The following is a 12,917-nucleotide window of genomic DNA, read 5'->3' as shown; positions in this document are numbered from 1 at the left end:
CCGTTCCGCGGTCCCGCGCCGAAACGCCGGCGGTTCGCTGACACATGCCGATGCCATCGTTCTTCATCGATCGTCCCGTCTTTGCGTGGATCGTTGCGCTCGCAATCGTCGTCGCAGGCATGCTCGCCATTCCGCAGCTTCCGATCGCGCAATATCCGCGGCTTGCGCCGCCGCGGGTCGTGATCACGGCCGCGTATCCGGGCGCGTCGACCGAGACGGTCGACGGCGACGTCGGCAGCATCATCGAGGAAAGCCTCGACGGCGCCGACGGGCTTCTGTATTACGCGACGAGCAGCGACGGTCACGGCAATCTCGAGATCGACGTCACGTTTTCGCCCGGCACCGATCCGGACATCGCGCTCGTCGACGTGAACAACCGGCTGAAGCAGGTCGAGCCGCGGTTGCCGCAGCAGGTCGTCCAGCAGGGGATCGGCGTATTCAAGGCAGCGAACACGTTCCTGATGCTCGTCACGCTGACGTCGACCGACGGCACGCGCGATTCCGCGCAACTCGGCGATTACCTGAACCGCTACGTGCTGCGCGAACTGAAGCGTGCGCCGGGCGTCGGCGCGGCCGAGCTGTGGGACGCCGGCGAGGCGCTGCGGGTCTGGCTCGATCCGAACAAATTGCGTGAATACGATCTCGGCGCCGATGACGTGATCGCGGCGATCGGCGTGCAGAACGCGACGGTGACGGCCGGTGCGATCGGCGATGCGCCGTTCGAGCGCGGCCAGCAGCTCACCGCGACGATCGTCGTCAAGGGACAGCTGACGTCGCCGGAGGAGTTCGGCCAGATCGTGCTGAAGTCGAAGCAGGACGGTTCGGTGGTGCGCGTCGCCGACGTCGCGCGTGTCGAAATCGGCCGCGACGACTACTCGTTCTATTCACGGCTGAACGGCCGGCCGGCGGCCACCGTCGGCATCCAGCTCGGCCCGCGCGGCAACGCGCTCGAAACCTCGAACGCGATCCGTGCGCGGCTTGCCGAACTGTCGAGGGTATTGCCGCCGGGCGTGGCGATGGAGATTCCGTTCGATGGCGCCCATTTCGTGACGATCGCGATCCGGGAGGTCGTGCTGACGCTCGTCGAGGCGGTCGTGCTGGTGTTTTGCGTGATGTGGCTGTTCCTGCGCGATCTGCGTTACACGCTGGTGCCGACCGTCGTGATTCCCGTCACGCTGATGGGTGCGTTCGTCGCGATGTGGGCGTTCGGACTGTCGATCAACGTGTTCACGATGTCCGGTCTCGTGCTGGCGATCGGCATCCTTGTCGACGATGCGATCGTCGTCGTCGAGAGCGTGCACCGGGTGATGGAGGAGGGCGTGTCGCCGCGCGACGCCACGCGCCGCGCAATGAAGCGGATCGGCGGTGCGATCGTCGGGGTGACCGCGGTGCTGACCGCCGTATTCGTGCCGATGGCGTTTTTTCCGGGCGCCGTCGGCGGCATCTACCGGCAGTTCGCGGTAGCGATGATCGCATCGATGCTGGTGTCGTCGTTCATGGCGCTGTCGCTCACGCCCGCGCTGTGCGCGAACCTGCTGAAGCCGGTCGCGCGACACGACGGCGGAATCGGCCACGCGCGGCGACGTGGCATCGGCACGCATCTGGCCGACTGCTTCGGTGCGTTCTTCGCGCGCGTCGAATCCGGTTATCGCCGTCTCGCCGTGTTCGCCGTGCGCCGCACCGGCATGATCGTGGCGGTCTACGCGGCGCTCGTGATCGCATGCGGGCTGCTGTACTGGATGATGCCGGGCGGCTTCCTGCCGACCGAGGACCAGGGGCAACTGCAGGTGATGATTCAGCTGCCGGCGGGCGCCACGCAGGCGCGCACGCTCGCGGTCGTCGAGCGTGTCGAGGCGATCCTGCGCGCGGAGCCGGCGATCGCGAACGTGACGAGCGTGATCGGCTGGAGTTTCGCGGGCAGCGGGCAGAACGTCGGGATGGCGTTCGTGGAGCTGAAGGACTGGGCGCGGCGCGACGTCGACGCGATGGCGTTGCGCGACCGGCTCAACGGGCGTTTCGGAACGATCCTCGACGGCGACGTCGAGGCGTCGCTGCCGCCGTCGGTGCGCGGCATCGGGCATTCCGACGGATTCACGTTCCGGCTCGAGGATCGCGGCGGCGTCGGGCTCGATGCGTTGAAGGCGGCTCGCGAGCAGTTGTCCGGACGGGCGAAAGCGGATCCGTTGCTCGCCGCCGTGCATTTCGAAGACCTGCCGGACGCGCCGCGGATCGAACTCGATGTCGATCGTGCGAAGGCGTATGCGCTCGGCGTGCCGTTCGAGCGAATCGCGGGCCTTCTGGGCGGCACGTTCGGCTCGAACTACATCAACGATTTTCCGGCATCGGGCCGGATGCGGCGGGTGATCATCGAGGCCGACCCGGTCGCGCGCGCGACCGATGCGCAACTGATGGCGCTGACGGTGCCGAACCGCACCGGCGACATGGTTCCGTTGTCGGCCATCGCCGCGCCGCACTGGACGGTCGGCCCGGTGATGCTGAATCGCTACAACGGCTATCCGTCGCTCGACATCAGCGGCCGCGCGGCGACCGGCACGAGTTCGGGCGCGGCGATGGCGGAGATGGAGCGGCTCGCCGGCGCACTGCCAGTCGGGATCGGCTTCGACTGGGTCGATGCGGCGCGCGAGGAGCAGGTTGCCGCGCGGCAAACACCGCTGCTCGTCGGGCTGTCCGTGCTCGCGGTTTTCATGGCGCTTGCCGCGCTGTACGAAAGCTGGACGGTCCCGCTGTCCGTGCTGACGATCGTGCCGCTCGGCATGATCGGCGCGATCGCGGCGGCGCTCGCGCGCGGGATGCCGAACGACGTGTATTTCAAGGTCGGGATGATCACGGTGGTCGGGCTGGCTGCGAAGAATGCGATCCTGATCGTGCAGTACGCGCGCGATCTGGCCGGGAGCGGCGTGCCGTTGCGGCAGGCGGTGGTCGACGCGGCCGCCGCGCGATTCCGGCCGATCATGATGACGTCGATGGCGTTCCTGCTGGGCGTCGTGCCGCTCGTGCTGGCGACCGGCGCGGGTGCGGAAAGCCGGCGGTCGATCGGCACGGGTGCGTTCGGGGGCGTGCTCGCCGCGACGATGTTCGGGCTCGTGTTCGCGCCGGTGGCGTTTCGGGTGGTGGTATCCGTAGGCCGGCGCGGGCGGCATGCCGCGGTGACGAAGCGCGACGTGCAGCGCGTGGAAACGGCTGAAAATCTGGAGATCGATTGATGGTCGCGACGGGGCGTTGGCAGTGCGATCACGGGATGACGGCTGCGCGACGCCAAGTACGTGCTCGAAGGGATGCACTATCAGGAGTCCGATCTGTTGATCGCGGAACACTATGCCGACACGACGGGATTCATCGATCACATGTTCGGACTGTTTCTATGCCAAGGATTCGTGTCTCCTCTCTGGTAAACAAAAAAATTCGGGCTGGCGAGTACCGGCCGCGTGCTCCATTGCGGCGCATGCGCGAGCGGGTGAAAAAGGCAGCCGCACAAGGAAGACAGAACAACGGTAGCGGCGTATGAACCATATCGATTTTTATTCGGCACCAACCGGGTGCGTCCATTGCACCTAAACAAAGTTATGCTGCATCAAATATTTTTTGACGCATCGATTCTGTCCTGCTATGTTCGCGTCCAACGTAAAACTTTGGTAGTGAACGGTAATGAAGATTCCGTACATTAAGACCTTCAAAGTGAAGACGTAAAGCAGCCCTTCAACGAGCGACTGCCTTTCCTGGCAACGCGTACGCGCTAATTGACAAAGCGCCATGATGCGAATGTTCCAGGGACATCTTGTATGAGGCCGTTCGATACACGAAAAGATCGATTCATGTAATTAGGCATCCTAATTCCATAGGAACGCCGTTTATTTATTTCAAATTCATTCCACTCCGAAGTTGAAGAAATAAATTTGAAATAAATAAACGGGCGGACGGAATGGTTGTGATCGCCAGATGACGAATCAGGAACGCGGGGCAACGCTATTTAAAGGCCGGCGAATCTCCGCGCATACAAAAAGGTGAGGCCTTGCGACGACAGAGGGGTGTTATGAAACCAACGGCTTTGGGATCGGCAATACGCAGCATCGTATGGGCTGAAGTCGCGTTGACGGCGGCTTTGGGTACCTCCGCTTACGCGCAGACAACGCCTGTCGACGGGAACGTCGCCGCCGAGCAAGCCGGCAGCGCGACCGCCGCCGCACCCGCTCCGGCGTCGGGCACCGCCGCGGGCGGGCAGACCGTGAAAAAGCTCGACAAGTTCGAAGTGACGGGCTCGCTGATCCGTACATCCGACAAGGTCGGTCACACCGAAGTGCAGGTCATCACCGCGAAGGAAATCCAGCAAAGCGGATACACGACGGTTGCCGATTTCCTGCGTTCGACCTCGGCCAATTCCGCAAGCAGCTGGGGCCAGACGACGATGAACAGTTCGGCCCCCGGCGGCGCCGGCATGGCGTTGCGCGGGCTCAGCGAGAAATACACGCTCGTGCTCGTCGATGGCCAGCGCGTCGCGAACTATGCGCAGTCGGTGAACTTCACCGACACGTTCTTCGATGTCAACGCGATCCCGTTGAACATGGTGGAGCGCGTCGAGATCGTCAAGACCGGCGCGGTGTCCGTCTACGGCTCGGACGCGATCGCGGGCGTCGTCAACATCATTACGAAGAAGAACTTTCAGGGCCTGCAGATCGACGGCCAACTCGGCAAGGCGCAGCATCCGGGCGACGGGCAGGGCAACTTCAGTGTACTGGCCGGCTTCGGCGACCTGAATTCGGATCGCTTCAACGTCACCGCGGCCGCCAGCTATTACCGCGATTCGGGCTCGACGCTCGGCGATCGCGACATGACGTCGGCGCAAGACTTCACGCAATATCCCGGCGGGCTGGCAGCGCCGCTCGGGCCGAACCAGCAATCGTACTGGTCGTTGGCGGACGGCTCCAGGGTGCCGCTTTCGCCGTGCCCGCCGGGCAGCAAGACGAGCGCGACCAATTGCACGTACAACCCGGCCGCGTCGACATCGCTCGTTCCATCCACGACGCGCCTGAACGCGAAGGTGCGCGCCACCTTCAAGATCGACGACAACACGCAGGCCTATGCGGGCTTCTGGGTGAGCCGCGATGAAACCGTCCAGTTGCAGGGACCGGCCTCGATCTCGAGCACGACGAACGTCTACAACCCTTCGACCGGGTCCGTTTCGCCGCTGCCGCGCACCGTACCGGTGAGCAACCCCTATAACCCGTTCGGCGTGCCGACGGCGATCAACCTGACCTTCCCGGGCAACGTCGTGGGGGCGGACACGGTATCGACGTTCTGGATGGCGAACACGGGCGTCAAAGGTTCGTTCGACACGGGCAGATTCGGCGCGTGGGACTGGTCGGCCGATTACGGCCACTCGCAGAGCACCGTCGATACGACGTATCGCAACCGGATCAACGTCGCGGGCCTCGAGAACATGCTCGCGAACGGCACCTACAACTTCTCGAACCCGGCCGCCACGCCAAACGGCCTGAACGGCGTTTTCACGGACGACGATCAGCAGGCCATCTCGAAGGTCGACAGCGTGACAGCGAAGGCCTCGACGTCGAATCTCTTCACGCTGCCCGGGGGCCCGGTCGGCCTGGGCCTGGGCACCGAGTTCCGTCACGAATCGTCGACGATCAACCCGCAGACGCTCGCGTCGCAGGGCGTATCCGCACCCGCGAACGTGCAGACGGTGGAGGGTTCGCGCAACGTCGCCGCCGCGTTCTACCAGGTCGACATTCCGATCCTGCGCAACCTGACGTTCACGCAGGCGGGCCGCTACGATCACTACAGCGACTTCGGTGGGGCGTTTTCGCCGAGTTTTGCGCTGCGTTTCCAGCCGGTGCAAATGCTGACGACGTATGCATCGTACAGTCGCGGCTTCCGCGCGCCGACCCTCGTCGAAAACTCGCAGGCCGTCTATCTCTCTCACCAGAACCTCGTCGATCCGAATGATCCGAGCGGTGTGCCGACGAAGCACTTCACGACGGAGCAAGTCGCGGGTAATCCGAATCTTCAGCCCGAGCACACGAAGAACTACAATATCGGCTTCCAGCTTTCGCCCGATGCGATGACCGATATCGGCGCGGCGTTCTACAAGGTCCGCATCGACGGCGTCATCGGCACCGACGATCCGAACGCGGTGCTCGTCGCCAACGATCCCTCCCGCGTCGTGCGCAACGCCGACGGGTCGGTGCGTTACCTCGTTCAGCATTTCGTGAACCTCGGTGCGCTCGACACTGATGGCTTCGATCTCAATTTCCGCAAAGCGCTGCGCACCAAGTACGGCACGTTCACGCTCGCAGGCGACTGGACTTATGTGTGGCACTTCAAGCTACACAGCCCCGGAACCGCACCGCAGGACTTCGCCGGCAACAACCTTGCGCTGCTGCAGCCGTTCGGCGCGAGCAACCCGCGCTGGAAGGGCAATACGAGCGTGAGCTGGGACTACCGGCAACTGACCACCACGCTGACCTGGCAATACACGGGGCCGTATACGAACGCCGTGGCCGCGGAATTCGGCGACGGCGGTACGGGATCGGTGGCGTCGTACAGCCAGTTCAACCTCATGTTCAACTATCGCGGCTTCAAGCATTGGACGATTTACGGCGGCATCACGAACCTCTTCGACAAGAAGCCGCCGTTCGACGTCGAGTGGCAAGCCGTGCCCGACATCACTGGCTATGACCAGTCGCTCTACACGAACCTTGGTCGTTTCTTCCAGGTCGGGGCGACGTACCGGTTCTGACAGGGAGGAAGCCGCCAGGCGGCAACCGGTCCCGGTGCGCGGCCCGCGCCGGGACGACGAAGCATGAGCTGGACCGGCAGCCGGCCTCAGTCAAGGTCAAGTGCAGAGGTGCAAGGTTTGAACGCGAGGACGCTTGGCCAGCAGCCCCTCGTGCCGTCGATTTTTTGTATTTGACATAATCATAATTATCGACAGTTTATGTTGTAGTAGCTAGATTGAAATGTCCGCTTTTCGACCCGTCGCAAGCTATCCAGAGTCGCTACTCGTCGCATCCAATCACGCGACCGACCTCGGGCCGATCCCAACTCGCGACCAAGCGCCCGGCATCGTCTTCATGCGCTCGGTTTCGTCGTGATCAGGCGACGCCACACGGACGCAGGATGAAGTCGCCATCCATTCCCACGCGAACGTGAGGATTTCCGCCGGCATCGTCCGGCGCGTGTGGCGACCCGAGCGAATATGACGTCCGCCGACGCTCACCATCCGGCCGATATCCAGCCAATAAACGCAGCCGCACACGGCTGCCTGTCCGATTCCCGCAAGTATCCGGAGGCCGATATTGGCCGTTTTATTGACCTTGTCGCAAACGTGTACAGTGAACGTGCCCCGGAAAACAACGGCGATCGTTCGATGTCGCGCCCCGGGTTTCCCCGCATACGCAAAGAAGATTCGCCATGCCCAATGCTTCCTTGCCGATTGAGCCGACCCTGCTCCGTCGATACCGCTATTTCGAATCGGTCGATATCGACGACACGCGTGAACGGATCGCCGCGGTGCTGCAGCCGCATCGACTCATCCCTGGCAGCTCGCGTGGCGGCTATTCCGCGTACATGGACTACGTGCGGATCGACAGCGTCGGGTTCGGCACGATCGGTTACGACGTCGCGATGGGCGTCGATGCCGGGGAAATCGAGGATTACTATCTCGCGATCCTCAGCCTCGGCGGCTATGCGGACGTGAGCGTCGGCGGCCGGCGCGTGATCATCGGGCCGGCGCAGGGCGTCATCGTCAGCCCGGCCAGCCATTTCGGCGGCACGTTCTCCCGCGACTGCGAGCAGTTCTTCGTGCGCGTCGACAAGCGCGCGATCCTGGCTCACACCGGCTACGACCATCTGCAGATCGAGCCGGTGCTCGATCTCTCCCGCTCCGAACTCGTGCCGTGGCTGATGCAGTTGCGCGTCATGGCGTCGTCGCCGGAGACGGTCGCGCTCGCGCAGCGCGACCGCCGTATCGCACTCGAATTCGAGCGGCTCGTGATCTCGCTCCTGCTCGCCGGGCAGCCGCATCACTGCCAGACGCGGCCCGGCGGAACGGCGCTCGTGCCGCGCACGGTCAAGCGCGCGGAAGCCTATATCGACGAGCACGCGTGCGAGCCGATCACGCTGGCCGATATCGCGCTGGCGGCCGACGTGCCGGTGCGTACGCTGCTCGACGGGTTCCAGCGTTTCTCGCGCGGCAGCCCGATGCAGCTGGTCCGCGAACGGCGTCTCGAACGCGCACGCGACCGATTGCTGCAAGGCCGCGAAAGTGACCGCGTGGCCGACGTGGCGCTCCGTTGCGGCTTCGCGAATCTGGGCCGCTTCGCCGCCCTGTACCGCGAAACGTTCCGGGAATCGCCGTCGGATACGTTGCGGCGCGCGCGCCAGTCCGCTGGCTGAGCGGAAATTCTGCGCGCGCCGGACAGGCGCTGCGCTCGCCGGATATTCGCGGCACATTCGCCCGCATACAGTGGCCTCCTCTGAATTCAACGGAGCCGCTGGATGTCCCCGCTCAGAATTCGCGTCGAGCGCATCGATGCGCTGACGCCCGCAATCCGCCGATTGCATCTCGTCGCCGCCGACGGCGGCCCGCTGCCCGGGTTCACGGCCGGCGCGCATATCGGCGTGCACGTGCCCCTCTCCCCTCGTTCGCAACGGCGTGCATATTCGCTCGTGAACGCCGGCGGCCGCGCCGATTCGATCGATCGTTACGAAATCGCGGTGCTGCACGCAGCGGCCGGCAGCGGCGGTTCGCAGTGGATGCACGCCTGTGCGCCCGGCGACGAATTCGACATCGATCCGCCCCGGAACGATTTTCCGCTCGTCGCGCGCGCACGCCGGCACTTGCTCGTGGCCGGCGGCATCGGCATCACGCCGATTCTCGCGATGGCGCGCGAACTGGCGAGCAGCGGGCGGCCGTTCACGCTGCACTACGCCGCGCGCGATGCCGTGTCGATGGCCTATCGCGACGAGGTTGCCGCGCTACCGGGTGCGACATGCTGGTTCGACGACGGCGAACCGTCGCGCGGCCTGCCGCTGGCCGACGCGATCGGCGCGCCCGAGCGCGGCACGCATCTGTACGTGTGCGGGCCCGCCGGGCTCATCGAGGCGACGCTCGCGGCCGCGCGGCATCTTGGCTGGCGCGACGACGCGCTGCACTGCGAACGCTTTGCCGCGCCGGTCGCGACGGCGGAAAACGCCACGGTCGAAGTGCGTCTCGCCGGCTCGGGGCACGTGCTGAACGTGCCGCCCGGCACGTCGATTCTCGACGCGATGATCGAAGCCGGCCTCGATCCGCTCTACGACTGCCGGCGCGGCGATTGCGGCGTGTGCGCGGTGCGCTTGCTCGACGGCGATCCCGATCACCGCGACATCTGCCTGAGCGACGACGACCACGCGAGCGGCGCGTTCTGTCCATGCGTGTCGCGCGCGCACGGCGCGCATCTCGTGCTGGATCTTTGACCCTTCCCATCGAGGAAACCCCATGAGCGTTACCAACGAGACGCTGGCCGGGCTGGTGCGCCCCGACAGCGTGCACAAGCGCCTCTATACCGATCCCGCGATCTTCGCGCTGGAAATGGAACGGATCTACGGTCGTGCGTGGATCTACGTCGGCCACGAGAGCCAGGTCAAGACGGCCGGCGACTATCACACGACGCGTATCGGCGACCAGGACGTGGTGATGGTGCGTGCATCCGACGGCACGATCCACGTGATCTACAACCGGTGTCCGCACAAGGGCGCGAAAGTCGTACCCGACGGCGACGGCTCGGTCGGGAAATTATTCCGGTGTCCGTATCATGCCTGGACCTTCAGGCACGACGGCACGCACCTGTCGGCGCCGCTGCGCAACGGCCTGCAGAACACCTGCTTCGACCCGAAGCATCCGGATTTCTCGATGCGCCGCGTCGCGCGCGTGGACAGCTATCGCGGCTTCGTGTTCGCGAGCCAGAGCGACGACGGCCCGGATCTGCGGACCTTCCTGAATGGCGTCGTGTCGTCGATCGACAATCTGTGCGACCGTTCCCCGGTCGGCGAGGTCGAGGTCACGGGGGGCGTGTTCCGCGTCCTGCAGCGCTCGAACTGGAAAGTGTTCTACGAGAACCTGCACGACACGATGCATGCGCCGGTCACGCATGAATCGTCGGTGATGTCGGCCCGCGCGCAGGCCGAGGAAATGGGCGCGATGCCGTTCGAGCTGCTCATCATGGACGGCAACGGCGAGCCGTACGAATTCTGGGAAAAACTGGAACTGCGCGCCTACGCATACGGCCACGGCTACATGGAAGGGATTTTCGATCCGGCGGCGGCCGAACGCGATTCGGTGTCGAACGCGCATTTCGCGGTGCTCGCGCAGGCTTATGGCGACGAACGCGCACGCCGGATTCTCGGGATGAATCGCCACAACACCGTGATCTACGGCAGCGGTTCCCCGCATACGGTGTTTCAGCAGTTCCGCGTGATTCGTCCGATCGCGGTGGACCGGACACTGGTTGAAATCCAGCTGTTTCGCCTGAAAGGTGCACCCGACGCGGTGTTCGATCGCGCATTGACCTACGCGAACGTGATCAATTCGCCGTCGTCGAACGTGATGCCGGACGACGTCGAAGTCTACGCACGCTGCCAGGAAGGCAATCAGACCCGCGGCGGCGAGTGGGTGAGCATGCATCGCTACGCGGGCACGGATCGCGCGACGGACGACGGCTTCGTGTCGATCAACGGCACCAGCGAATTGCCGATGCGCAACCAGTTCGCCGCGTGGAAACGCTTCATGGTCGACGAGGCCGCCCCACCCGCGCGCACGCGCGCAGGAGACGCCTGATGCTGCACGATCCGGCTTTCGACCTGTCGACCGTCGCGGTCGACGCCCCTGCCCTCGCCGCCGACGCGGCGCTGCACGCGCAGGCGGCACAGTTTCTGTTTCGCGAGGCGCGGCTGCTCGATACGCGCGCATTCGACGCATGGCTCGACCTGTGGACGCCCGACGGCATGTACTGGCTGCCGCACGAGCCGGGCCAGACCAGCCCGCACGACCATATCTCGCTCTTCTGGGAGGATGCGACGCTGCGCGAAGTGCGCGCGGCCCGCGTGACGAACCGGCGCAACTGGTCGCAGCAGCCGTCGACGCGCACCGCGCGCATCGTCGGCAACGTGATCGTCGACGGCCGCGATGCGGCCGGCCGGCTGGTGGTCCACTCGACGCTGATCGTCAACGAATGGCGCATCGGGCAGCGCACGCTCGCCGGGCTCGTCACGCACAAGCTCGATACGCGCGGCCCGGACTGGAAGATCTATCTGAAGCGCGTCGATCTCATCAACTCGACCGATGCGCTCGCGAACCTGGAGGTATTCGTGTGAACGCCGCATCGCCGTCGATACCGCTTGCGCGCACCGCCGTGATCGCGCTGCATTACCAGAACGACGTGCTCGATCCGCGCGGCAAGATTCGCGTCGGCTTCGACGCGGACCCGCCCGACCGCGCGGCGGTGCTCGACGCGGCCCGCGCGCTGCTGGCCGGCGCGCGCGGGCTCGGCTTGCCGATCGCGCATGTCCGCATCGCCTTCCGCGAGGATTACGCGGACTTGCCGCGCAATGCACCGATTTTCGTGCGCACGGCCGAGCTCGGCGCGCTACGCGACGGCAGCTGGGGTGCGCAGTTTTACCCGACGCTCGAACCCGATCCGGCGCGCGCGCTCGACCATGTCATCCATCACCAGTGCACGAGCGGCTTCATCGGTACGCCGCTGGAACGGATCCTCGCGGCGCACGACGTGCGTCACCTGATCGTTGCCGGCGTCGCCACGCACTCGACCGTAGAAATGACCGTGCGCCATGCCGCCGATCTCGGCTATCGCGTGACCGTCGCGGCCGACGCCTGCGCGTGCGCGGATCGTCGGCAGCACGATGCATCGCTCGAGTCGATGCGCTTGATCGCGGGTATTTCCAGCGTGGCGGAGCTGTTCGGCCACGCGTCGCACACGGAGGGCACATGAACGTCTCGCACGCTTCCGAAGTGTCCTCGCAGACGAGCCCGGCTGGCACGCGCGCACGCCTCGCGGGCAAGGTCGCGATCGTCACCGGCGCGACGCAGGGGCTCGGCGCCGACATCGCGCGCGCCCTCGCGAACGAAGGCGCCGGCGTGCTGATCGCGGGGCTCGATGACGCGGCCGGCCACGCGCTGGCCGCCTCGATCGGCACATCGGCGCGCTTCGCACACACCGACGTCACCGACGACGCGCGACTCGACAGCACGATCGCGACTGCCCTCGCCGCGTTCGGCGGTCTCGACATCGTCGTGAACAATGCGTGCAGCTACGACGATGCAGGCCTCGCGTCGACGCGCGAACAATGGTCGCGCCTGCTCGACGTCAATCTCGTGTCGGCGGCGATCCTCGCGCAGAAGGCCGCGCCGCATCTGCGGCGCGGTGGCGTGATCGTCAACCTCGGCAGCGTCGGCGGCAAGTTCGGCGCGGCCGCCCGCGCGCTGTATCCGGCGTCGAAGGCCGCGCTGCTGCAACTGACACGCAATCTCGCCGTGGAGCTGGCGCCGCATGGCCTGCGGGCGGTCAGCGTGTCGCCCGCCTGGACGTGGTCGCCGTCGCTGGAGCGGCTCGCGGGTGGGTCGGTCGACGTCGCGGACCGCGTCGGCCGGCCGCTGCATGCGCTCGGCCGCGTCGGTCGCGGCGACGAGATCGGGCGAGTCGTCGCGTTTCTCTGTTCGGACGATGCCGCGTGGATCACCGGGATCGACGTACCGGTCGACGGCGGTTTTTCGATCCTCGGGCCGGATCAGGGCCGCTCGCCGCGCGAATGGTTCGAACGGCACGCAGCGCAGTAGCGAACCGTTCGGCTCGCATTCCTTCCCCCTCTTCCATCGGGACTTCAAC

Annotated in this window: 9 protein-coding genes; all 9 read left to right on the top strand. The window is 65.4% G+C overall.

Annotation, left to right across the window (positions count from 1 at the left end; translation table 11 throughout):
- The first annotated feature begins 50 nt into the window (after nucleotides 1-50).
- The 9 genes from DTA15_RS00465 to DTA15_RS00415 all read left to right on the top strand — a co-directional run bounded on the left by DTA15_RS00465 (nucleotide 51) and on the right by DTA15_RS00415 (nucleotide 12,868).
- The gene (locus tag DTA15_RS00465; protein WP_012492632.1) at nucleotides 51-3,224 is read left to right on the top strand and encodes a multidrug efflux RND transporter permease subunit; all 3,174 of its coding nucleotides are present in this window, start codon (nucleotides 51-53) and stop codon (nucleotides 3,222-3,224) included.
- A gap of 42 nt (nucleotides 3,225-3,266) precedes the next feature.
- Nucleotides 3,267-3,413 (top strand): Tn3 family transposase, encoded by a 147-nt coding sequence (locus tag DTA15_RS00460; RefSeq protein ID WP_256597279.1) that lies wholly within the window; start codon nucleotides 3,267-3,269, stop codon nucleotides 3,411-3,413.
- Between the two features lie 638 nt (nucleotides 3,414-4,051).
- Entirely contained in the window at nucleotides 4,052-6,772 is a 2,721-nt protein-coding gene (locus tag DTA15_RS00455; RefSeq protein ID WP_012492630.1) for a TonB-dependent receptor plug domain-containing protein, read from the top strand.
- Nucleotides 6,773-7,446: 674 nt separating this feature from the next.
- Complete coding sequence (gene andR / locus DTA15_RS00440; RefSeq protein ID WP_006493918.1) at nucleotides 7,447-8,430, top strand: anthranilate 1,2-dioxygenase regulatory protein AndR; 984 nt, start codon at nucleotides 7,447-7,449, stop codon at nucleotides 8,428-8,430.
- 102 nt (nucleotides 8,431-8,532) lie between these two features.
- Nucleotides 8,533-9,492, top strand: coding sequence for a PDR/VanB family oxidoreductase (locus tag DTA15_RS00435; RefSeq protein WP_006491091.1), 960 nt, complete (start codon nucleotides 8,533-8,535; stop codon nucleotides 9,490-9,492).
- A 22-nt stretch (nucleotides 9,493-9,514) separates the two neighbouring features.
- Nucleotides 9,515-10,852, top strand: coding sequence for an aromatic ring-hydroxylating dioxygenase subunit alpha (locus DTA15_RS00430; protein ID WP_006491081.1), 1,338 nt, complete (start codon nucleotides 9,515-9,517; stop codon nucleotides 10,850-10,852).
- Nucleotides 10,852-11,388: an aromatic-ring-hydroxylating dioxygenase subunit beta gene (locus tag DTA15_RS00425; protein WP_006491094.1), complete on the top strand. Its 537-nt coding sequence runs from the start codon at nucleotides 10,852-10,854 to the stop codon at nucleotides 11,386-11,388. Before DTA15_RS00430 ends, DTA15_RS00425 begins: the two co-directional genes overlap by 1 nt.
- Nucleotides 11,385-12,023 carry a cysteine hydrolase family protein gene (locus DTA15_RS00420; protein WP_006493911.1) on the top strand — a complete coding sequence of 213 codons (639 nt, stop codon included), beginning with the start codon at nucleotides 11,385-11,387 and terminating at the stop codon, nucleotides 12,021-12,023. Before DTA15_RS00425 ends, DTA15_RS00420 begins: the two co-directional genes overlap by 4 nt.
- Complete coding sequence (locus DTA15_RS00415; protein ID WP_006482258.1) at nucleotides 12,020-12,868, top strand: SDR family oxidoreductase; 849 nt, start codon at nucleotides 12,020-12,022, stop codon at nucleotides 12,866-12,868. The genes DTA15_RS00420 and DTA15_RS00415 overlap by 4 nt, the downstream gene beginning before the upstream one ends.
- The last annotated feature ends 49 nt before the right edge of the window (nucleotides 12,869-12,917 follow it).

The sequence above is a fragment of the Burkholderia cenocepacia genome, assembly GCF_900446215.1.
Lineage (GTDB): Bacteria > Pseudomonadota > Gammaproteobacteria > Burkholderiales > Burkholderiaceae > Burkholderia > Burkholderia cenocepacia.
Note: the sequence above shows the minus strand (reverse complement) of the source record. Positions and strands in the feature narration are given on the sequence as shown.